At 36.3% G+C, this 22897-nt stretch carries 22 protein-coding genes and 6 tRNA genes; 7 read left to right on the forward strand and 21 right to left on the reverse strand.

All coding sequences use genetic code 11. The features are described 5' to 3' along the window. The first annotated feature begins 7 nt into the window (after positions 1 to 7). From ACB104_RS02825 to ACB104_RS02835, 3 genes are read left to right on the forward strand one after another with little or no spacing between them, the layout of a single operon-like run. Positions 8 to 388 carry a hypothetical protein gene (locus ACB104_RS02825; RefSeq protein WP_370476764.1) on the forward strand — a complete coding sequence of 127 codons (381 nt, stop codon included), beginning with the start codon at positions 8 to 10 and terminating at the stop codon, positions 386 to 388. Between the two features lie 32 nt (positions 389 to 420). Then, complete coding sequence (locus ACB104_RS02830) at positions 421 to 1662, forward strand: DEAD/DEAH box helicase (RefSeq protein ID WP_370476765.1); 1242 nt, start codon at positions 421 to 423, stop codon at positions 1660 to 1662. Positions 1663 to 1674: 12 nt separating this feature from the next. Then, on the forward strand, positions 1675 to 2178 hold the full coding sequence (locus ACB104_RS02835; RefSeq protein WP_370476766.1) for a cupin domain-containing protein: 504 nt from the start codon (positions 1675 to 1677) through the stop codon (positions 2176 to 2178). Here ACB104_RS02835 and ACB104_RS02840 read toward each other — a convergent pair. Continuing rightward, on the reverse strand, positions 2175 to 2852 hold the full coding sequence (locus ACB104_RS02840; RefSeq protein ID WP_370476767.1) for a M15 family metallopeptidase: 678 nt from the start codon (positions 2850 to 2852) through the stop codon (positions 2175 to 2177). The genes ACB104_RS02835 and ACB104_RS02840 overlap by 4 nt on opposite strands. A gap of 39 nt (positions 2853 to 2891) precedes the next feature. Between ACB104_RS02840 and ACB104_RS02845 the strand changes: the two genes are divergently transcribed. Together ACB104_RS02845 and ACB104_RS02850 are read left to right on the forward strand one after the other, a co-directional pair. Continuing rightward, positions 2892 to 3485, forward strand: a complete 594-nt coding sequence (locus ACB104_RS02845) for an alpha-ketoglutarate-dependent dioxygenase AlkB family protein (protein WP_370476768.1) — start codon at positions 2892 to 2894, stop codon at positions 3483 to 3485. Positions 3486 to 4044: 559 nt separating this feature from the next. Continuing rightward, positions 4045 to 4749 (forward strand): DUF4369 domain-containing protein, encoded by a 705-nt coding sequence (locus ACB104_RS02850; RefSeq protein ID WP_370476769.1) that lies wholly within the window; start codon positions 4045 to 4047, stop codon positions 4747 to 4749. Positions 4750 to 4815: 66 nt separating this feature from the next. Here ACB104_RS02850 and ACB104_RS02855 read toward each other — a convergent pair. The 5 genes from ACB104_RS02855 to idi all read right to left on the reverse strand — a co-directional run bounded on the left by ACB104_RS02855 (position 4816) and on the right by idi (position 7238). Next, positions 4816 to 4889, reverse strand: a tRNA-Thr gene (locus ACB104_RS02855). Positions 4890 to 4950: 61 nt separating this feature from the next. Continuing rightward, positions 4951 to 5220 carry a hypothetical protein gene (locus ACB104_RS02860; RefSeq protein WP_370476770.1) on the reverse strand — a complete coding sequence of 90 codons (270 nt, stop codon included), beginning with the start codon at positions 5218 to 5220 and terminating at the stop codon, positions 4951 to 4953. A gap of 96 nt (positions 5221 to 5316) precedes the next feature. Further along, on the reverse strand, positions 5317 to 6288 hold the full coding sequence (locus ACB104_RS02865; protein WP_370476771.1) for a type I phosphomannose isomerase catalytic subunit: 972 nt from the start codon (positions 6286 to 6288) through the stop codon (positions 5317 to 5319). Between the two features lie 21 nt (positions 6289 to 6309). Then, the gene (locus ACB104_RS02870) at positions 6310 to 6717 is read right to left on the reverse strand and encodes a 6-pyruvoyl trahydropterin synthase family protein (protein WP_370476772.1); all 408 of its coding nucleotides are present in this window, start codon (positions 6715 to 6717) and stop codon (positions 6310 to 6312) included. After that, the gene (idi, locus tag ACB104_RS02875) at positions 6714 to 7238 is read right to left on the reverse strand and encodes an isopentenyl-diphosphate Delta-isomerase (protein WP_370476773.1); all 525 of its coding nucleotides are present in this window, start codon (positions 7236 to 7238) and stop codon (positions 6714 to 6716) included. Before idi ends, ACB104_RS02870 begins: the two co-directional genes overlap by 4 nt. A 127-nt stretch (positions 7239 to 7365) precedes the next feature. On the opposite strand from idi, the gene ACB104_RS02880 reads away from it, so the two are divergent. Further along, on the forward strand, positions 7366 to 8955 hold the full coding sequence (locus ACB104_RS02880; RefSeq protein ID WP_370476774.1) for a peptide chain release factor 3: 1590 nt from the start codon (positions 7366 to 7368) through the stop codon (positions 8953 to 8955). Between the two features lie 98 nt (positions 8956 to 9053). Next, a complete protein-coding gene (locus ACB104_RS02885; RefSeq protein WP_370476775.1) occupies positions 9054 to 9320 on the forward strand; it encodes a (4Fe-4S)-binding protein in 267 nt (88 codons plus the stop codon). Positions 9321 to 9354: 34 nt separating this feature from the next. On the opposite strand, the gene ACB104_RS02890 is transcribed toward ACB104_RS02885, so the two are convergent. From ACB104_RS02890 to ACB104_RS02960, 15 genes are all read right to left on the reverse strand, one after another. Next, entirely contained in the window at positions 9355 to 9672 is a 318-nt protein-coding gene (locus ACB104_RS02890) for a DUF3467 domain-containing protein (protein ID WP_370476776.1), read from the reverse strand. 56 nt (positions 9673 to 9728) lie between these two features. Then, positions 9729 to 14030 (reverse strand): DNA-directed RNA polymerase subunit beta', encoded by a 4302-nt coding sequence (rpoC, locus tag ACB104_RS02895; protein ID WP_370476777.1) that lies wholly within the window; start codon positions 14028 to 14030, stop codon positions 9729 to 9731. Positions 14031 to 14058: 28 nt separating this feature from the next. Further along, positions 14059 to 17871: a DNA-directed RNA polymerase subunit beta gene (gene rpoB / locus ACB104_RS02900; RefSeq protein WP_370476778.1), complete on the reverse strand. Its 3813-nt coding sequence runs from the start codon at positions 17869 to 17871 to the stop codon at positions 14059 to 14061. Between the two features lie 127 nt (positions 17872 to 17998). Further along, positions 17999 to 18376, reverse strand: coding sequence for a 50S ribosomal protein L7/L12 (rplL, locus tag ACB104_RS02905; RefSeq protein WP_370476779.1), 378 nt, complete (start codon positions 18374 to 18376; stop codon positions 17999 to 18001). Between the two features lie 62 nt (positions 18377 to 18438). Next, positions 18439 to 18960: a 50S ribosomal protein L10 gene (gene rplJ / locus ACB104_RS02910; RefSeq protein ID WP_370476780.1), complete on the reverse strand. Its 522-nt coding sequence runs from the start codon at positions 18958 to 18960 to the stop codon at positions 18439 to 18441. 19 nt (positions 18961 to 18979) lie between these two features. Next, positions 18980 to 19669: a 50S ribosomal protein L1 gene (rplA, locus tag ACB104_RS02915; protein ID WP_370476781.1), complete on the reverse strand. Its 690-nt coding sequence runs from the start codon at positions 19667 to 19669 to the stop codon at positions 18980 to 18982. Between the two features lie 19 nt (positions 19670 to 19688). Beyond that, on the reverse strand, positions 19689 to 20126 hold the full coding sequence (gene rplK, locus ACB104_RS02920) for a 50S ribosomal protein L11 (RefSeq protein WP_370476782.1): 438 nt from the start codon (positions 20124 to 20126) through the stop codon (positions 19689 to 19691). A gap of 71 nt (positions 20127 to 20197) precedes the next feature. Then, positions 20198 to 20752 (reverse strand): transcription termination/antitermination protein NusG, encoded by a 555-nt coding sequence (gene nusG, locus ACB104_RS02925; protein ID WP_370476783.1) that lies wholly within the window; start codon positions 20750 to 20752, stop codon positions 20198 to 20200. A gap of 18 nt (positions 20753 to 20770) precedes the next feature. Next, complete coding sequence (secE, locus tag ACB104_RS02930) at positions 20771 to 20965, reverse strand: preprotein translocase subunit SecE (RefSeq protein WP_370476784.1); 195 nt, start codon at positions 20963 to 20965, stop codon at positions 20771 to 20773. 50 nt (positions 20966 to 21015) lie between these two features. After that, positions 21016 to 21088: transfer RNA gene (locus ACB104_RS02935), tRNA-Trp, on the reverse strand. Positions 21089 to 21152: 64 nt separating this feature from the next. Then, the gene (gene tuf, locus ACB104_RS02940; RefSeq protein ID WP_370476785.1) at positions 21153 to 22340 is read right to left on the reverse strand and encodes an elongation factor Tu; all 1188 of its coding nucleotides are present in this window, start codon (positions 22338 to 22340) and stop codon (positions 21153 to 21155) included. 67 nt (positions 22341 to 22407) lie between these two features. After that, positions 22408 to 22479, reverse strand: a tRNA-Thr gene (locus ACB104_RS02945). A gap of 71 nt (positions 22480 to 22550) precedes the next feature. Continuing rightward, a tRNA-Gly gene (locus tag ACB104_RS02950) sits at positions 22551 to 22623 on the reverse strand. A gap of 58 nt (positions 22624 to 22681) precedes the next feature. After that, positions 22682 to 22764 (reverse strand) — tRNA-Tyr (locus tag ACB104_RS02955). Between the two features lie 36 nt (positions 22765 to 22800). Continuing rightward, positions 22801 to 22874: transfer RNA gene (locus ACB104_RS02960), tRNA-Thr, on the reverse strand. Positions 22875 to 22897 lie beyond the last annotated feature (23 nt).

Below are 22897 nucleotides of genomic sequence, written 5' to 3' on the forward strand. Positions count from 1 at the left end.
TTAGAATATGCAAACCCTCACTACAAAATTAAAACTCAAAAAGTTTAAAGACATTTATATTTTGAATGTTCCGGACAATTTTGAGGAAATATTCGCCAAAATAGAGCACAATGAATCTTTGGTCATCACCTCTTGTGTAGAATGTGCCATTGTGTTCACCGAAAGCAAAAATGAATTTATGGAGCAGATGCTTACACTGTTTCCTAGGCTTATGGATTCTTCGGTACTTTGGGTATTTTATCCCAACGAAACTACCTTAAGCGAAATAGGCAATCTGCACAAAGAGTTCGATTGGGATTTTTTAGGCGATTACCGTTTAAAGCCCGCCAAACTTCTTCATGTGGACAATACCTGGAATGCCATGAAAATAAAAAAAATCCTCTCTTAAAATTGGGTTATCTTTGCGGCAAAACATTTTAAATGTCCTTTAAAGACTTACAATTAAACAGACCTATTTTAAGGGCTGTGGCAGAAGCTGGTTACGATAACCCCACATTGGTTCAAGAAAAAACCATTCCTCTGGTTTTAAATAAAAAAGACCTTATTGTTTCCGCACAAACCGGAACGGGCAAAACCGCTGCATTTGCACTTCCTATCCTTCAGTTATTGATTAACGAACAAGACGCCCCAAAAAACGGAAAAAAAATAAAAGCCCTTATTGTTAGCCCAACTCGGGAACTGGCCTTACAGATTTACGAAAATTTTAAAACATATAGTACATACACCAACCTGAGGTCTACCGTGGTTTATGGTGGCACATCAATCGAACCACAAAAGGATGTACTGAAAAAAGGTGTTGATATTTTAATTGCCACTCCCGGCCGATTGCTCGATTTGCATAAACAAGACGTTGTAAATCTTGATTATGTGGAAATTCTGGTGCTGGACGAAGCCGACCTCATGTTAGATATGGGCTTTATTGATGACGTTAGAAAAATTGAACGTTTGTGCCCCAAGGAAAAACAAACGCTTCTGTTTTCGGCTACCATTCCTCACAAAGTGGAATTTTTGGCAAATACCATTTTAAAAGACCCAGAGCGTATTGAAGTGGCACAAAACGCGTCAACCTCAAAAGATGTTAATCAATTGCTTTTTTATGTTCCGAAGCGAAATAAAATGGAACTGTGTTTGCACTTATTGCGCAACACCATTAAAGGGCATATCATCATTTTTAGACGAACCAAGTTTGGCGTGGATAAATTAGAGCAGACACTTCTAAAAAATGGCTATAAAGTAAACACACTGCATGGTGATAAAAGTCAGACGGCAAGGCAGGAGGCTTTGAATCAGTTTAAAAATGGGGAAACCAATATTTTAATCGCTACCGATGTGGCCGCACGGGGCATTGATATTGATGATTTGGATGCCGTAATAAATTTTGATTTGCCCAATGTACCCGAAACTTATGTACATAGAATAGGTCGAACGGCCAGAGCAGGAAATTCCGGAAAGGCATACTCATTATGTTCTGCCGACGAAAAAAGTTATGTGCAAACCATCCAACAACTTATTCAGCTTCAAATAGATGTGGTGGATGACCACCCTTATCCGCTAGATCCAAAAGCAAAACCGATAGTCCATAAATCAAAAAAAACGGGAAGCAAACATAAAAAAGGTAGAAAAAGCGAAGCTTCCAAAAAGAAAAAGAAACGCTGGTACTAAACACTATTTTTAATGGAGGAGGCAAAAAAAATAGCTGAACAACTAAACATGCAACATCACCCAGAGGGGGGATATTTTAAAGAAACATACAGAAGTTCTGGTGAAATAACTCCGGAAAATCTGGGTTCTGACTTCACAGAAAACAGAAACTTTTCTACTTGTATCTATTTCTTATTGACTTCGGATACGTTTTCTGCTTTCCACAAGATTAAACAAGATGAAATTTGGCACTTTTATAAAGGCTCTTCAATAAAGTTGCACATCATTTCTTCGGAAGGCGCTTATAGCTCGGTGATTATTGGAAATAATTTAGAAAAAAATGAAATTCCGCAATTTGTTGTTAAAGCTAAAGATTGGTTTGCGGCGGAAGTTACCAATAAAGATTCTTATTCACTTCTAGGATGCACGGTCTCCCCTGGTTTCGATTTTAAGGATTTTAAATTAGCAGAAAGAAATACATTGATTAGTAAATTCCCAAAACATAAAACAATTATTGAAAAACTTACCAGAATCTAAATAGGTTTTGGTACAATAGGAAAATCAAAGTAGGTGTTCGGAAACGGTTCCCATCGCAACGTGAAATGCCACCACTCCTTAGGATAATTCCTAAAACCATGTTGCAGCATTATTTTTTGCAACAATTGCCTATTGGCCCTTTGTTTTTCGGAAATGCCATTATATTCAACCCAAGATTGTTCCCCAAAAAAATCATACTCACTGCCCATATCCAATGGTTCTCCTGTATTTCCATCAATTATGGTTAAATCTACAGTGCTGCCTTTGCTATGGCCAGATCTAGTTGCTATGTATTCTTCCTTAAACAAATCACTCTTATTAACATCAGGGTAAAATTTTTGTTTATTTAAGGTATCATTAAAATCCCTAGCCCAGTGAATAAAATGGTTTACGGCACGCTGTGGCCTATAGCCGTCATAAACTTTTAAACACAGATTTTGGTCTTGCAAGGCCATATGCACTTTCTTCAAGGCCATAGTAGCTTCAACGGTAAGAATAAGCTTGTCAGTTTCATACCCATCTATTGGCTTTCCTATAAAATTATTTGAACCGTAGTAACGTAATTCTACGTCTAAATCAGGAATACTATCTTCCACGTAAACAAAGCCTTCGGGCAATTGCGCAATGGAATTCAAACCCAGCAACAAGAATAAAAAAAGAAAAGTGTGCTTCATTTTATTTATGGATTATGCTAAATTAGAAAATAAAAGAGAATGAGGCTAAACCCATGCATAAATTTAGAATTGAAAGATGCCGATGTTATCTATTATCCAAATTTCTTCAATAATAATGAAGCTGATGATTTTTTCAATAAGCTTTTAAAGGATATCGAATGGAGACAGGACAACATTACTATTTTTGGTAAAACATTTGAACAGCCAAGACTTACCGCTTTTTATGCAACCAACAACAATAGCTACACCTACAGTAATATAAAAATGAAGCCTTTGCCTTTTGAAGGCGAATTGCTTGCAATCAAGAACATGATTGATGAAGAATTAAAAATAGAATTTACCAGCTGTTTGGCAAATTTGTACCGTTCTGGAAAAGATAGCAACGGTTGGCATGCGGATGATGAAAAAGAACTTGGTAAAAACCCGGTTATTGCCTCAATATCTTTTGGGACCGAGCGCATTTTTCATCTAAAACATAAAAAAGATAAATTTTTGAAAGCCAAACTCGTTTTACAGCATGGCAGCCTTTTATTAATGAAAGGTGAAACGCAACATAACTGGCTGCACCAAATACCGAAAACCCAAAAAGATATCGGAAAACGGATTAATCTGACCTTTCGAATTATTGCATAAAAAAACCGGGTTCCCTCAAACCCGGTTTCCTTTCAATTTGCTTTTTAATATTATGATGTCAGATTTGGGGTCTCCTTATCAACAACATAATGCAAATATTAATTAATTAATCCATTGAACTAAAAAGTGTGTTATTTAGTACACTCCAAAGATATAACTATTAAATATTAACTAACGATAAAATACACTAAAAATCGATTAAATACACTAAATTTTAACATTTTAAGATGAAAATATACTTATAATCGATGAAATACATATTCTTTCAATGACTAAAAACCAAAAAACGAAGCATTTTAAAATTAAAGAAGCACCCAAAAAAGAGTGCTTCTTTACTAACTAACCAACCAAAATATGAATTACAATTCTTCAGTTTAAAGTAACCACTCAATAAACTAACTACTTGAATGAATTCGATTATTATAAAGCAATACTTGTGCCAAACTGTGCCATAAATTTTTGTTTTAAGATTTAATTAACAATTAAAAATAGTTTTATGCCAACTAGTATTTAAAATATAATTATAGGATATTTGCTCCGTCAAAAAACAAATCACTTCATGCAAAGAATTTCAATTTTATTACTTGCCCTTTTTATTATTGGCTGTAGCAATAATCAAAATGATTTAACGGTAAAAGTAAACATCAAAGATTTAAAAAAAGGAACCGTTTACCTAAAGAAAACAATAGACACGAACTTAGTTACTATTGATTCCATTGTGATTAATGGCAATCCTAGTTTTGAATTGCATAGCCCCATTGAATCACCTGAAGTTTTCTTTTTATACTTGGATAAAAACAGTACTGTTGAAGATAGAATTTCCTTTTTTGCGGATAAAGGAATTACCGAAATAAACACAACCTTAAAAAACTTTGTTTATGATGCCAAAATTAGTGGTTCGGCACAACAAAAAACTTTAGAGGAATACCAATCGATTATTTCTAAAATTAATGATAGAAAACTAGATTTGATAAAGGAAACTTTTGATGCGCAAAGAGATGGAGACTCCGTTAAAATTGATTCTTTGGAAAAAGAATCCAAAAATATTTTAAAGCGAAAATATCTTTATACCATTAATTTTGCCATTAGTCATGGTGATAGCGAGGTGGCTCCATATTTGGCGTTGACGGAAATCTACGATGCAAAATTTAATTTCTTGGACACCATAAACAAATCGTTGACACCAAAAATTAAAGAGTCAAAGTACGGGAAAGAATTAAATGAGTTTATTGAACAAATAAAAATAAACGAAAATATAGAATAGACTATATATCAGGAATACACATAAAAAAGACCTTTCAAATTTGAAAGGTCTTTTTTTCTTTTTCTGAGCCGATGGAGGGGCTCGAACCCACGACCTGCTGATTACAAATCAGCTGCTCTAGCCAACTGAGCTACATCGGCTTATTTAACGGCTGCAAATATAATCTCAAAAATAATATCTGCAACAAATCCGCTAAAAAAATTATCCAAGATTATTAATTTTTTCAATTAATGCTTTGCCTTTTTCTTCTAGCTCATCTTTAATGGCATTAAAATGGCCTTTGGGATTCTCCACATTTTTAGCATTCACTTTTGCAATAAGTTCGTCAAAAGTTTCAATGGCTTCATCAATAATAGCCTCGCTCTTTTTAGTATCTTTATCTGTGTTTGAATATTCCCAAACATACACTGCCTCTATAATATCACCTAGAACGTAATTTATATCCTTTTTTAAATCTCTAACGTTTGCCATGTCTTAATAATTTTAATTTTGAACAAAAATAGCTAATATTTTGGTATTTAGTTCCAGAATTCTAGGAATAGTTTTTTAATAACTATGCCCATATTGCTAAACATAAACCTCTAGTAGTTTGGCGTATTCAGCGCTTATTTCAAAGTTTTTTATTCCCGAAGGAAGTAATATGGTTTCTCCTTTTATGAAGCTTTCGGTAAAACCATTGGCGGTGATTTTTGCGTCACCATCAACACACATATAAATGAAAAACGAGTCTTTATCATTCAGCTTTTTTAAAGTTTTGGACACTTCCAGATAGCTCGTTTTAAAATAAGGGCAGCTCACCATCATATTGGACTGGTTTTTTTCTTTTGAATAATCAACCCTAAAATTATCTGGCATATTAAAGTCAATCGCATCAATGGCTAAATCGTTATGCAACTCGCGTTTAGTACCCTGGTCGTCCACTCTATCCCAATCATAAACACGGTAGGTAATATCGCTGGTCTGTTGTATTTCTGCAACCATTACCCCTGCCCCTATGGCATGTACACGCCCTACTTCGATGAAATAAGTATCACCAGTTTTAACTTTATCAAAATTCAAAATTTCGGTTAAAGTTTTATTTGCTAAGTGTTTTAAGTACTTCTCTGGAGTTACTTCTTGGTTGAATCCAACAATTAAATTAGCATTTTCATCGGCTTGAAAAACGTACCACATCTCAGTTTTTCCAAACGAATTATGGCGTTTTGCAGCCAACTCATCATTTGGATGCAATTGAATGGACAAATCTTGTTTGGCATCAATAAACTTTATAAGCAGGGGAAACTTGTTCCCAAAAACCTCATAGTTTTTATTACCAATCAAATCGGCCTTTAATGATTTTAAAAGGTCTTTTAGCGATTGCCCGGCTAAATTGCCGTTACTAACAATTGAAGTATCGCCTTCCACATCGCTAATTTCCCAACTTTCTCCAATATTTGATAAATCTGATTTTTTATTAAGAATAGTTTTTAATTTTTGCCCTCCCCAAATTTTATCCTTTAAAATAGGATGAAACTTAAGCGGGTATAAATTACTTGACATAATTTTATTTATTTTAAATTATTAACCTGAAAAGGTAACAAAATTTCGAGGTGTTTCGTAAAGCGTTATTTCCAGTTCCAGTTTAGAGTCTAGCTTAGGCTTAATTTTATTGTAAATAACAACGGCAATATTTTCGGCAGTAGGGTTTAAAGTTTTGAATTCCGGAACTTCAAGATTTAAGTTTTTATGATCAAAGGCATCTTCAACTTCTTCCCTTATAATATCCTTTAGAATTTTCATGTCAATAACATAACCCGTTTCTTCATCAATCTCCCCTATTACCGATACGATGAGCTCATAATTATGGCCATGAAAGTTAGGATTGTTGCACTTTCCAAAAATCTCTTCATTTTTTTGACTACTCCAATCTTTTCTGAACAATCTGTGCGCCGCGTTAAAATGCGCTTTTCTACTAACTTTTACCTTCATAACTTGATATTTATGTGTTGGTAGAATTTATCAAAAATCACCTTAAACCAAGCCGTATATAAATCAGGATTCGAAGAAATATCATCTTTTACAGCCTCTAAGGGCATCCATTTCCAATTGGCCACTTCATCAGGGTTAATTGCAGGTTCGCCGTTGTATTTGCCCAACAATATATGGTCGTATTCGTGCTCTGTGAGACCGTTATCAAAAGGGGCTTTATATATAAATGAAATGGATTCTTGCAGGTCAACAACAAAACCCATTTCTTCTTGCAATCGTCTTTTACCCGCTTCTATATTGGTTTCACCTTCCCGTTGGTGACTGCAGCAAGTGTTCGTCCAAAGTCCGGGAGAATGGTACTTATCCCAAGCTCTTTGTTGCAACATCAATTCATCTTGTTCGTTAAAAACAAAAACCGAAAACGCACGGTGCAGCAATGCTTTTTCATGTGCTTCCAACTTGGGCATCAACCCAATTTGTTCGTCATTTTCATTAACCAGAATTACCTTTTCTTCTTTCATAGTCTAACAAAAATACCAAGTAAAATGCAAAATCCCGTATTTGTAAATAGAAAAATAAAATGATGCTATAACTTATATTTCTAATGAACTATAAATATTATCTTTGCAACCCATTTGCACAAACATTATGAGCTTTTTAAAAGAAATACAACGCAGACGAACTTTTGGAATTATTTCGCACCCCGATGCCGGTAAAACGACATTAACCGAAAAACTTTTACTTTTTGGTGGTGCCATTCAAGAAGCGGGTGCCGTAAAAAGTAATAAAATTAAAAAGGGAGCCACGAGTGACTTTATGGAAATTGAGCGCCAACGCGGTATTTCGGTAGCTACTTCTGTTTTGGCTTTTGAATATGATGGTATTAAAATCAATATTTTAGATACCCCAGGGCATAAAGATTTTGCTGAAGACACCTTTAGAACATTAACGGCCGTTGATAGCGTGATAGTTGTTATTGACGTTGCCAAAGGTGTTGAGGAACAGACTGAAAAATTAGTTGAAGTTTGCCGCATGCGCAACATACCGATAATTGTGTTCATCAACAAAATGGATAGAGAAGGTAAAGATGCTTTTGATTTGTTGGATGAAATTGAACAGAAACTGGGTTTGAAAGTCGTTCCGTTGAGTTTTCCAATTGGTATGGGCTATGATTTTATGGGCATATACAATATATGGGAGAAAAACATCAACCTTTTTACCGGAGATAGCAGAAAAGATATTGAGGAAACTATTAAAATATCCGATTTATCCTCCCCTGAACTTGATAAGTTGGTTGGTGAAAAAGCCGGCAATACGTTAAGGGAAGAAATCGAGTTGGTTGAAGGCATATATCCTGATTTTGATAAAGATGAATATCTTCAAGGAAAACAACAACCTGTATTTTTTGGTTCCGCATTAAACAATTTTGGTGTAAGGGAACTATTGGATTGTTTTATCGAAATAGCCCCTAAACCAAGACCAAAACATAGTGAAGAACGCTTGGTTGAACCCAAGGAGGACAAGTTTACAGGGTTTGTGTTTAAAATACACGCCAATATGGATCCCAACCATAGAGATCGTTTGGCCTTTGTAAAAATTGTTTCTGGAAAGTTTGAAAGAAACAAGCCATACCTTCACGTAAGACAAAACAAAAAGATGAAGTTTTCAAGTCCGAATGCATTTTTTGCTGAGAAAAAGGAAATTGTTGATGTCTCCTATCCCGGCGATATTGTCGGCTTGCACGATACGGGCAATTTTAAAATTGGCGACACGCTTACCGAAGGAGAAGAAATAAACTATAAAGGTATACCAAGTTTTTCGCCAGAACATTTTAGATATATTAATAATGCCGATCCATTAAAATCTAAACAACTTTATAAAGGAATTGACCAATTGATGGATGAAGGTGTGGCCCAATTGTTTACATTGGAGCTTAACGGACGCAAAGTAATTGGTACCGTTGGTGCGTTACAATACGAAGTCATTCAATATAGGTTGGAACATGAATATGGTGCAAAGTGTACTTATGAGAACCTAAATGTATATAAGGCTTGTTGGATTGAAGCTGAAGATGAAAAAAGTGAAGAATTCAAAGATTTTTTAAGGGTAAAGCAACGTTTCCTTGCAAAAGACAAACAAAACCAATTGGTATTTCTTGCAGATTCCCCTTTTTCACTTGAAATGAGTCAACAAAAGTATCCGAGTTTAAAATTTCATTTTGTATCAGAATTCGATTAAATAACTATGCATTTCATCGAAAATATTACTTTTTGACAAGTTTTTGGACGTTTTTAACGATTATTTGATTTATGAACTTAAGGTATTTCTAATTTTAAATGAACAATCAACCCCAAATTGATTATATTATGGAGATTAATGCAAAAGAATTCAGTAATGATGAAATTACTGTAACCTACGACCCCTGCGTTTGTGTTCTTTCTGGTATATGTGCCAAAGAACTTTCTGAAGTTTTTATGAACTCTGTTATACCTTGGGTAGACCTGAACGGCTCATCAACCGACAAAATAAAGAAACAAGTAAACAAATGTCCATCTGGAGCATTAAAATTTCACCTAAACAAAATTCTAGAAATTAGCGAATAATAAAAAAGCCTTTGTTTTACAAAGGCTTTTTTATTTATGCTTGTCCCGTCGGGCCAAAATTCAATGGTATTGGCGGTTGCTCGTAATCTTTAATTTCACCATGGGCATTTTCAAATCTAGCCACATTATCACCTAAAGCTTTTAACAATCGTTTGGCATGTTGGGGTGTCAATATAATTCTAGATTTCACTTTATTTTTTGGTACTCCTGGCATAATGTTTACAAAATCCACTACAAATTCTGAAACGGAATGATTGATAATGGCCAAGTTGGAATAAGTTCCTTCCGCAACCTTCTCATCAAGTTCTATATTGATTTGCCCTTGTTTTGGTTTATCCTTTTCGTTTGCCATAATTTTTTAGATATGATATAAAAAAAGTATTCCCGCCTAAGCGGGAATGACAATTTTTAGTTATAATTTAATTCTTGTTTTACTTGCATCATCTCGTCAAATTCTTCTTTTGAGCCCACAATGATATTAGAATAGTTTCTCATACCTGTACCCGCCGGAATTCTATGACCTACAATAACATTTTCTTTCAAGCCATCTAAGGTATCAACCTTACCGGCTACCGCTGCCTCGTTAAGAACTTTTGTTGTTTCCTGGAACGATGCCGCAGAAATGAACGACTTAGTTTGAAGTGATGCCCTTGTTATACCTTGTAAAATAGGTGTGGCCGTTGCCGGTTTGGCATCTCTTGCCACTACAAGATTTTTATCCTCACGACGTAAAATGGAGTTTTCATCTCTTAGTTCACGAGGCGAAATAATTTGTCCCGCTTTAAGGTTCACTGAATCTCCAGCATCTTCAATAACTTTCATTCCGAAGATTTCATCATTTTCCATAATAAAATCATCTTTATGCGCCAATTGGTCTTCTAAGAAGATGGTATCACCAGAATCAATAATTCTTACTTTACGCATCATCTGTCTTACAACAACCTCAAAATGCTTGTCGTTAATTTTCACACCTTGTAAACGATATACCTCTTGTACTTCGTTAACCAAATATTGCTGAACAGCAGATGGTCCTTTAATATCAAGAATATCGTTTGGCGTAATTGATCCATCAGATAAAGGCATACCAGCTTTTACATAATCATTCTCCTGAACAAGGATTTGATTAGATAATTTAACCAAGTATTTTTTAACCTCACCAAGTTTAGACTCTACGATAATCTCACGGTTACCACGTTTAATCTTACCAAATGAAACGACACCATCTATCTCACTAACTACCGCTGGGTTAGATGGGTTACGTGCTTCAAATAACTCGGTTACACGAGGAAGACCACCAGTAATATCACCCGCTTTGGCTGATTTACGTGGGATTTTAACCAAAATCTTACCAACGCTAATCTTCTCTTTATCATCAATCATCAAGTGAGATCCTACTGGCAAGTTGTAAGAACGGATAATTTCTCCTTTTCCATCTTCAATATGAAGTGTTGGAATTAATCTTTTGTTTCTAGATTCAGAAATTACTTTTTCTTGGAAACCAGTTTGCTCGTCAATTTCTACTTGATAAGTAACCCCTTGCTCGATGTTTTCGTATTTAATTTTACCAGCAAATTCTGAAATGATAACACCGTTATAAGGATCCCAAGTACAAACTACATCACCCTTAGATAGCTCTTGTCCATTTTTAATATGAAGTGTAGAACCGTAAGGAATGTTGTTATTGCTTAAAACAATACCTGTTTTCTTATCAATCAATTTGAGTTCAGACGTTCTGGAAATTACGATATCTACATCGTTACCCTCTCCATCTTTACCTTTAACTGTTTTTAAATCTTCTATTTCGGCAATACCATCAAACTTAACAGCCAATTTATTTTCTTCCGAAATGTTACCCGCAATACCTCCCACATGGAAAGTACGCAATGTAAGCTGTGTTCCAGGCTCACCAATAGATTGTGCTGCAACAACACCTACGGCCTCACCACGTTGAACCATTTTACCGGTTGCCAAGTTACGTCCGTAACATTTAGCACAAATACCTTGTAATGCTTCACAAGTTAAGGCTGAACGTACTTCTAAACTTTCAAGTGGTGATTGCTCAATAGCTTTTGCTATATCATCTTCAATCAATTGACCTGCAGCAACCAACAATTCGTCAGTTAGTGGGTTGTAAACATCATTTAATGATACACGACCAACTATTCTTTCTTCTAAAGTTTCAACAACTTCATCATTCTTCTTCAAAGGCTCTACTTCAACACCTCTTAGCGTACCACAATCTTCAGTATTGATAATAACATCCTGCGAAACATCAACCAAACGACGGGTTAGATAACCAGCATCAGCCGTTTTTAAAGCGGTATCTGCAAGACCTTTACGTGCACCGTGAGTCGAGATAAAGTATTCCAAAATTGAAAGTCCTTCTTTAAAGTTAGAAAGAATTGGGTTTTCAATAATTTCACCTCCACCAGCATTAGATTTTTTAGGTTTTGCCATCAAACCACGCATACCGGTAAGCTGACGAATCTGTTCTTTAGATCCACGTGCTCCTGAATCAAGCATCATGAACACTGAGTTAAAGCCTTGTTGGTCTTCACGAATACGTTTCATGGACAACTCGGTCAATTCAGCATTTGTAGATGTCCAGATATCAATAACTTGGTTGTATCGCTCATTATTTGTGATAAGCCCCATGTTATAGTTTCCTGTAATACCATCAACTAAACTATTGGCTTTATCAATCATACTTTGTTTTTCCGGTGGAATGATAATATCACCTAAACTAAATGACAAACCACCTTGGAATGCAAATTTGAAACCTAAAGTTCTAATAGCATCCAAGAAATCTGCAGTTTCAGGAACTGAAGTTACCTTAAGAATGTCACCAATAATATCTCTTAAAGACTTTTTGGTCAATACTTTATTAATAAAACCAGCTGCTTGAGGTACATGTTGGTTAAACAATACACGACCAACAGTAGTTTCAACAATCATTCTATCAAGCTTACCATTTTCGTTGATATCAATGGTTCGCACTTTAATACCAGCGTTCAAATCAACTTTTCTTTCATTAAAAGCAATTTCAACTTCTTCTGGAGAATAGAACGTTAATCCTTCACCCTTAACTGGTACTTCTGGAGTAGATTTACGCTCTTTAGTCATATAATAAAGACCAAGAACCATATCTTGTGAAGGTACCGTTACAGGAGAACCATTTGCTGGATTTAAGATGTTATGAGATGCCAACATCAATAATTGACATTCTAAAATCGCCTCAGGTCCTAGTGGCAAGTGAACCGCCATTTGGTCACCATCAAAATCCGCGTTAAACGCTGTACACACCAATGGGTGCAATTGGATGGCCTTTCCTTCAATTAATTTTGGTTGGAAAGCTTGAATACCCAATCTGTGTAATGTAGGAGCACGGTTTAGCAATACTGGATGCCCTTTAAGAACATTTTCCAAGATATCCCAAACCACAGGCTCTCGTTTGTCTATAATTTTCTTAGCAGATTTAACCGTTTTTACAATACCTCTTTCAATTAACTTTCTAATAACAAAAGGTTTGTATAGCTCGGCAGCCATATTTTTTGGCAATCCGCACTCGAATAATTTTAATTCTGGACCAACAACAATTACCGAACGGGCAGAATAATCAACACGTTTACCAAGTAAGTTTTGACGGAAACGTCCTTGCTTACCTTTAAGTGAATCGGATAACGATTTTAAAGGTCTATTAGAATCTGTTTTTACAGCTGAAGACTTACGTGTATTATCAAATAATGAATCTACTGATTCTTGTAACATTCGTTTTTCGTTACGTAAGATTACTTCAGGAGCCTTGATTTCAACCAATCTTTTAAGACGGTTGTTACGGATAATAACGCGACGGTATAAATCGTTCAAATCTGAAGTTGCGAAACGACCTCCATCAAGTGGCACTAACGGGCGCAATTCTGGCGGGATGATTGGAATTACCTTCATAATCATCCACTCAGGCCTGTTTTCTCTATTCAAGTTTGATTCTCGCAACGACTCAACAACTTGCAAACGTTTTAAAGCTTCTGTTTTACGTTGTTTGGACGTTTCAGTATTTGCTTTATGACGTAGCTCGTATGATAACGATTCTAAATCTATTCTTGCCAACAACTCAATTAAACATTCAGCACCCATTTTAGCCAAGAACTTATTAGGGTCTGAATCATCTAAATATTGATTGTCTTGGGGAAGTGTTTCTAATATGTTTAGGTATTCTTCTTCAGTAAGGAAATCCATTTTTTGTAATGGTTCACCGTCTTCGTTTTTGGCATTACCTGGCTGAATTACTACATAGCGTTCGTAGTAAATAATCATATCTAATTTCTTAGATGGCAAACCAAGTAAGTAACCTATTTTGTTTGGCAACGAACGGAAGTACCAAATATGAGCCACAGGAACAACCAAATTAATGTGCCCAACGCGATCACGACGTACTTTCTTTTCGGTTACTTCAACACCACAACGATCACAAACAATACCTTTGTAACGAATTCTTTTATATTTTCCACAAGCACACTCATAATCCTTAACCGGACCAAAAATACGCTCGCAAAACAAACCATCACGTTCTGGTTTGTGAGTTCGATAATTGATAGTTTCTGGTTTTAAAACCTCACCTCTAGACTCTGCTAAAATAGATTCTGGCGATGCCAAACCAATTGAGATTTTGTTAAATCTCTTTACTGTATTTTTATCTTGTTTTCTTGCCATAATATTATGGTTGAAATTTTTTAATTAACTACTCTTCTAATCTGATATCTAAACCTAAACCTTTCAATTCGTGCATAAGTACGTTGAAGGATTCTGGTAATCCTGGATCTGGCATTGGTTCACCTTTTACAATACTTTCGTATGTTTTAGCTCTACCAATAACGTCATCAGATTTTACAGTTAAAATCTCACGTAAGGTACTTGATGCACCATAAGCCTCAAGTGCCCAAACTTCCATCTCACCAAAACGCTGACCACCAAATTGTGCTTTACCACCAAGGGGCTGTTGAGTAATTAATGAGTAAGGTCCAATAGAACGAGCGTGCATTTTATCATCAACCATATGTCCTAGTTTCAACATATAGATAACACCCACCGTTGCCGGTTGGTCAAAACGTTGACCGGTTCCACCATCATAAAGATAAGTATGCCCGTATCGTGGAATTCCAGCTTCGTCAGTTAATGCATTAATTTGGTCAATATTGGCACCATCAAAGATAGGAGTAGCAAACGTACGCCCTAATTTTTGACCTGCCCAACCTAATACAGTTTCATAAATCTGACCTATGTTCATACGTGAAGGTACCCCAAGAGGGTTCAATACGATATCAACTGGTGTTCCATCTTCCAAGAATGGCATATCTTCTTGACGAACAATACGCGCAACAATACCCTTGTTACCGTGACGACCCGCCATTTTATCTCCGACTTTAAGCTTACGTTTTTTAGCAATGTAAACTTTAGCTAATTTAATGATTCCAGCAGGTAATTCATCACCCACAGAAATGGTAAACTTCTCACGGCGTAAAGAACCTTGTAAGTCGTTTTCCTTGATTTTGTAGTTGTGAATTAAATCAGCAACCAATTGATTGGTATGATCATCTGTCGTCCATTTTCCTGATATCAAATGAGCATAATCATCAACGGCGTTCAACATTTTTAAAGTGAATTTTTTACCTTTTGGTAATACTTCTTCACCCAAATCATTAAAGATACCTTGCGCTGTTTTACCATTTACGATGTTAAATAGTTTTTCAACCAATACATCCTTTAACTCATCGAACTTTCTGTCGTACTGAGCTTCTAAAGCTAAAATATCATCCTTATCTTGAGCTCTTTTACGCTTATCTTTTACGGCTCTGGAGAACAATTTTTTCTCAATTACAACACCATTTAATGAAGGTGAAGCTTTTAAGGAAGCATCTTTTACATCTCCCGCTTTATCTCCGAATATAGCACGCAATAATTTTTCTTCAGGTGTTGGGTCAGATTCTCCTTTAGGTGTAATCTTACCAATAAGAATATCGCCAGGCTTAACCTCGGCACCAACGCGAATCATGCCATTTTCATCAAGGTCTTTAGTAGCCTCTTCAGAAACGTTTGGAATATCGTTGGTTAATTCTTCATTACCCAACTTAGTATCTCTTACTTCAAGAGAATACTCATCAATATGAATGGATGTAAATATGTCTTCACGAACAACTTTTTCAGAAATCACAATCGCATCCTCAAAGTTATATCCTTTCCAAGGCATGAAGGCAACTTTCATATTTCTACCAAGTGCCAACTCACCTTGTTGTGTCGCATAACCTTCACATAAAACCTGACCTTTGGTTACCTTATCACCTTTAACCACAATTGGTTTAAGGTTTATAGAAGTACCTTGGTTGGTTTTTCTGAATTTCACTAATTGATAGGTTTTAACATCGCTATCAAAACTTACTTTAGCCTCATCTTCTGTACGGTCGTATCTAATTTTAATTTCATTGGCGTCAACGTAAAGCACCTCTCCAACTCCCTCTGCATTAATTAATACACGAGAATCTGAAGCCACTTGGCGCTCTAAACCTGTTCCAACAATTGGTGCTTGTGGCAATAATAATGGTACCGCTTGACGCATCATGTTAGATCCCATCAACGCACGGTTTGCATCATCATGCTCCAAGAATGGGATTAATGAAGCCGAAATAGATGAAATTTGGTTAGGAGCAACATCTGTAAAATGGATTGAAGTAGGCTCAATAACCGGGAAATCACCCTCCATTCTGGCAATTACCTTTTCATGCAAAATCTTTCCGTCACCATCAACCTTAACCGTTGCTTGTGCGATTAATTTTTCTTCTTCTTCCTCTGCACTTAAATATACTGGGGCGTTTTTGATATCTACTACCCCGTTTTCAACAGGACGGTAAGGCGTTTCAATGAATCCCATGGAGTTCACTTTAGCGTAAACTGAAAGTGAAGAAATTAAACCAATATTTGGTCCCTCCGGTGTCTCAATGGGGCATAAACGTCCGTAGTGTGTATAGTGAACGTCACGCACCTCGAACCCTGCTCTTTCACGAGAAAGACCTCCAGGTCCAAGAGCCGATAAACGACGCTTGTGAGTAATCTCAGCCAATGGATTGGTTTGATCCATGAATTGAGATAGCTGATTCGTACCAAAGAACGAGTTAATTACAGACGATAATGTTTTAGCATTAATCAAGTCGATTGGTGTAAACACCTCATTATCACGAACGTTCATACGCTCACGAATAGTACGTGCCATACGTGCTAAACCAACGCCAAATTGCTGTGACAATTGCTCACCAACAGTACGTACACGACGGTTAGATAAGTGATCAATATCATCAATCTCAGCTTTAGAATTGATAAGCTCGATTAAATATTTAATAATGGTAATTATATCCTCTTTGGTAAGCACTTGCTTATCCATTTCGATATTAAGACCTAATTTTTTGTTCATTCTGTAACGACCTACTTCCCCTAATGAGTAACGTTGGTCTGAAAAGAACAATTTATCTATAATACCGCGCGCAGTTTCTTCATCTGGCGGTTCGGCATTACGTAATTGACGATAAATATGCTCAACAGCCTCCTTTTCAGAGTTTGTCGGATCCTTTTGAAGCGTGTTGTGAATGATAGCGTAGTCTGCTTGTTCATTAGATTCTTTATGTAAAAGAATCGTTTTAACATCAGCTTCAATAATTTCCTCTATGTTATCTTTATCTAAAATCGTGTCACGATCCAATACAATTTCGTTACGCTCAATAGATACCACTTCACCTGTATCTTCATCAACAAAATCCTCATGCCATGTATTAAGAACACGAGCAGCCAATTTGCGTCCCAAGTATTTTTTCAATCCAGATTTTGAAACTTTAACCTCTTCGGCTAGGTCAAAAATCTCTAAGATATCCTTATCACGCTCAAAACCAATTGCACGGAAAAGCGTTGTAACAGGTAACTTTTTCTTTCTATCAATATAGGCATACATAACCTGATTGATATCTGTAGCAAATTCAATCCAAGATCCTTTGAAAGGAATAACTCTTGCCGAATATAGTTTTGTACCATTGGCATGGAATGATTGACCAAAGAAAACCCCTGGAGAACGGTGTAATTGAGAAACCACAACACGCTCTGCACCGTTTATAACAAAGGTTCCACTAGGTGTCATGTAAGGTATAGTTCCTAAGTACACATCTTGAACAATGGTCTCGAAATCCTCATGTTCAGGGTCTGTACAATATAATTTTAACCTTGCCTTTAGCGGAACGCTGTAAGTAAGTCCTCTTTCAATACACTCTTCAATGGTATATCGTGGTGGATCTACAAAGTAATCTAAAAATTCTAATACAAATTGATTACGAGAATCTGTAATTGGAAAGTTTTCCATGAAGGTATTGTAAAGACCTTCATCACCTCTTTCTTCAGATTTTGTTTCTAATTGGAAAAAATCCTGGAAGGATTTAATCTGAATATCCAAGAAATCAGGATATTCCGTTCTATTTACAATAGAAGAGAAATTTAATCTTTCAGCTTGTGTTGATAACATCAATGGACGGAATTTTGATTAAAAAAATAGTGAAAGCGTATGTCGTCAATATATACGCAAAATGGTTTAGGTATTATCCCGCCAAGGCGGGACAAACCTAAACCCTTATGTTTTTGAGTAGCTAAGCTTACTTAAGCTCAACCTCAGCTCCAGCTTCTTCTAACTGTGCTTTTAAAGCCTCTGCTTCGTCTTTAGAAACACCTTCTTTAATTGCGCTAGGTGCACCGTCAACCAATTCTTTAGCTTCTTTTAATCCTAAACCAGTTAATTCTTTAACTAATTTAACTACTGCCAATTTAGAAGCACCAGCTGCTTTCAACATTACGTCAAATTCTGTTTGAGCTTCAGCGCTGTCATCGCCACCAGCAGCAGGACCAGCAGCAACAGCTACAGCTGCAGCAGCAGGCTCGATACCATACTCATCTTTTAATATAGTTGCTAACTCGTTTACTTCTTTAACAGTAAGGTTAACTAATTGTTCTGCGAAATCTTTTAAATCTGCCATTTTTCTATCGTTTTAATAATTTTGTAATAATATAATTGTAATAAAGTGCGTACTGCTTAATACTATCCTTCTTTTTCAGATAGTGTTTTAATAATTCCAGCTAATTTTCCCCCACTTGATTTAAGTGCAGAAATAACATTTTTAGCAGGAGATTGTAGTAATCCTATAATATCTCCCAATAACTCTTCTTTAGACTTGATATCAACTAACATGTCTAATTGATTGTCGCCAATGTAAACAGCTTCCTCAATAAAAGCACCTTTTAATAAAGGCTTCTCTGATTTTTTGCGGAAGGTTTTAATTAATTTAGCTGGTGCATTACCTGTTTCAGAATACATCACAGATGTATTCCCTTTTAAAACTGTTGAAAGTTCTCCAAACTCTTTGTCTGAAGCTTCCATTGCTTTTGCAAGTAACGTGTTTTTAACAACTGCCATTTTTACGTTGGCCTTAAAAGCGGCACGACGTAAATCTGAGGTAGCTCCTGCGTTTAACCCCGAAATATCAGCTAAATAGATATTTGCGTTATTGGCCAATTCTGCTGTTAAGTCCTCAATTACTTGTGATTTTTCTTCTCTTGTCATAATAAAAGTTTTAACTTAATTAACCAATTTTTGGGTCAACAACAATACTAGGGCTCATGGTAGAAGACAAGTGAATGCTTTTTACATAAGTTCCTTTTGCAGTTGTTGGTTTTAATTTAATTAATGTTTGAATCAATTCATTTGCGTTTCCAGCAATTTTATCAGCACTAAATGATGCTTTTCCAATAGCGGCGTGAACAATACCCGTTTTATCAACTTTAAAGTCAATTTTACCAGCCTTTACTTCACTCACCGCTTTTGCAACATCCATAGTTACCGTACCGGTTTTTGGATTAGGCATTAAGCCACGAGGACCTAATACACGTCCTAAAGGACCTAATTTACCCATTACACTCGGCATGGTAATGATAACATCAACGTCTGTCCAGCCACTCTTGATTTTATCAAGATACTCATCTAAACCAACGTAATCTGCTCCAGCTTCTTTTGCTTCGGCTTCTTTATCTGGTGTTACCAATGCTAATACTCTCATATCTTTACCAGTACCGTGAGGAAGTGAAACAACACCTCTTACCATTTGATTTGCTTTACGTGGATCTACTCCTAAACGCACAGCGATATCAACTGATGCATCAAACTTTGTATTGGTAATTTCTTTAACTAAGGCTGATGCTTCATCTAATGAATACACCCTTCCTTTTTCAATTTTCGCTAAAGCTTCTTTTTGCTTTCTTGTTAATCTTGCCATTTTTTAATGCTTTAATAGATTAAGAAGGAAATTTTCCTGTTACGGTAATTCCCATCGATCTTGCAGTACCAGCAACCATTTTCATAGCAGAACCTACTTCAAACGCATTTAAATCTTGCATTTTGTCTTCTGCGATGGCTTTAATCTGATCCCACGTCACTTTAGCTACTTTTTTTCGGTTTGGTTCTCCTGAACCTTTTTTCACCTTGGCCGCTTCTAATAATTGTACTGCAGCTGGAGGAGTTTTAATAACAAAGTCAAACGACTTGTCTTTGTAAACAGAGATAACCACAGGCAATACTTTACCAGCTTTATCTTGGGTTCTAGCATTAAATTGCTTACAGAATTCCATAATGTTTACTCCAGCAGCACCTAAAGCGGGTCCAACCGGTGGCGACGGATTCGCAGCACCTCCCCGAACTTGTAACTTAACTACTTTACCTAATTCTTTTGCCATTTTTAATAATTTAGTCGACGCGCTTTAATTTGGAAGCAAAAACCGCATCATTTTATATAGTGTAACAATTATTATACTTTTTCAACTTGCATATAACTCAATTCCAATGGTGTTTTTCTTCCGAAAATCTTAACCATAACTTCAAGTTTACGCTTTTCTTCATTTATTTTTTCGATAGTGCCATCAAATCCATTGAATGGTCCATCAATAACTTTTACGGTCTCTCCTTTGGTAAATGGAATAGCCACATTTGCTGTTTCATCAACTGAAAGCTCGTCAACTTTGCCGAGCATTCTATTTACTTCAGATTGCCTTAACGGCACAGGATCTCCTCCTTTTGTTTCACCTAAAAAACCAATTACGTTGGTAACTGATCTTATTATATGAGGAATCTCACCTGTTAAATTTGCTTGAATCATAATATATCCAGGAAAAAACACCTTTTCTTTGTGTATTTTTTTTCCGTTTCGTATTTGAATCACGCGCTCTGTTGGCACCAATACTTGGTCAACATAATCTTGCATACCTAACCGAGCAATTTCATTCTCAATATAGGTTTTGATTTTGTTTTCTTGACCACTTACGGCACGAACAACATACCATTTTTTTTCACTTACTTCAGACATAACTTCTCTTTTTTCCAATTAACCAATCCATTGAAAGTAAGCTGTAATAACTTTACTAAATACCGTATCAACACCCCAAATGGCAAGAGAAAATATAATTGAAAATACCGCAACCAAAACTGTTAAGCTTTGTCCCTCTGCCCATGTGGGCCAAGACACATTATTCTTAAGTTCTCCGAATGATTCTTTTATATAATTTACAAATCCAGCCATTTTTATTGTTTTTTTAAAGTAATTTGAAATGGTATTCAACTTTATCATTGCACGGGTTGAGAGACTCGAACTCCCGACACCTGGTTTTGGAGACCAGTGCTCTACCAACTGAGCTAAACCCGTAAACATAAGTCAAGGTATTCCGAAAAATACGGAATACCTTAGCTTAATAATTATTTCAACTGTATTAGTCTAAAATCTCAGTTACCTGACCAGCACCTACAGTTCTACCACCTTCACGGATAGCGAAACGTAAACCTACGTTCATTGCAATTGGTTGAATCAATTCAACAGTGATAGTTAAGTTATCTCCTGGCATTACCATTTCAACACCGCTTGGAAGCGCAATGTTTCCAGTTACGTCAGTTGTACGAACGTAGAACTGTGGACGGTAGTTGTTGTGGAATGGAGTGTGACGTCCACCTTCTTCTTTTTTAAGGATATAAACCTCAGCTTTGAATTTTTTGTGAGGAGTTACAGAACCTGGTTTAGTGATTACCATACCTCTAGAGATTTGAGTTTTCTCAATACCTCTTAACAAGATACCAGCGTTATCACCAGCTTCACCTCTATCTAATATTTGACGGAACATTTCAATACCAGTAATGGTAGAAGTTAATTTTTCAGCACCCATACCGATAATCTCTACAGGGTCACCAGTTTTAGCAATACCAGTTTCAATACGACCAGTTGCTACAGTACCACGACCTGTAATAGAGAATACGTCTTCAATCGGCATCAAGAAAGGCTTATCCATATCACGAACAGGCTCTTCAATCCAAGTATCACATGCTTCCATTAATTCCATTACAGTATCTACCCATTTTTGCTCACCGTTAAGTGCACCTAAAGCAGAACCAGAAATTACAGGACCATTATCTCCATCGTACTCATAGAAGTTCAATAAATCTCTAACTTCCATGTCTACTAATTCTAATAACTCTTCATCATCCACCATATCAACTTTGTTTAAGAAAACAACGATGCGAGGAATACCTACTTGACGACCTAACAAGATGTGCTCACGAGTTTGTGGCATTGGACCATCAGTTGCAGCTACCACTAAAATAGCGCCATCCATTTGAGCAGCACCAGTTACCATGTTTTTTACGTAATCCGCGTGACCTGGACAGTCAACGTGCGCATAGTGACGATTAGCTGTTTGATATTCTACGTGAGATGTATTAATTGTGATACCTCTTTCTTTTTCTTCTGGTGCGTTATCAATTTGGTCGAATGATTTTGCTTCTGAGAAACCTGCATCAGCTAATACTTTAGTAATAGCAGCAGTTAAAGTTGTTTTACCGTGATCTACGTGTCCAATTGTACCAATGTTTAAGTGTGGTTTTGAACGATCGAAAGTTGCCTTTGCCATGTTTTTTAAATAATTTTAATCTTAGTTATAAATAATATTAGTGTATTCTAATTTTCTTCTAATATAGAGCCAATGACGAGATTTGAACTCGTGACCTCTTCCTTACCAAGGAAACGCTCTACCCCTGAGCTACACCGGCTTTACATTTACGATTGCCGATTTTAGATTTACGATTCGTAAATCGCACATCGTGTAACTCGTAAATTATTGAGCGGGAGACCGGGTTCGAACCGGCGACATTCAGCTTGGAAGGCTGACGCTCTACCAACTGAGCTACTCCCGCAATTTGATGAAGATTTTTAAATCGTGATTCGAAAATCTGACATCTTAAATTTTAAATGTGGGGAGAGCAGGATTCGAACCTGCGAAGTTAAAAAACAACAGATTTACAGTCTGTCCTCGTTGGCCGCTTGAGTATCTCCCCCAATTTTAAATTAATCCCATTTTTTTAATGAACTTGAGCCGATGGAGGGACTCGAACCCACGACCTGCTGATTACAAATCAGCTGCTCTAGCCAGCTGAGCTACATCGGCTTTTTATGCCTTTTGAGCATAAA

The sequence above is a fragment of the Tamlana flava genome, assembly GCF_041287255.1.
Lineage (GTDB): Bacteria > Bacteroidota > Bacteroidia > Flavobacteriales > Flavobacteriaceae > Tamlana > Tamlana flava.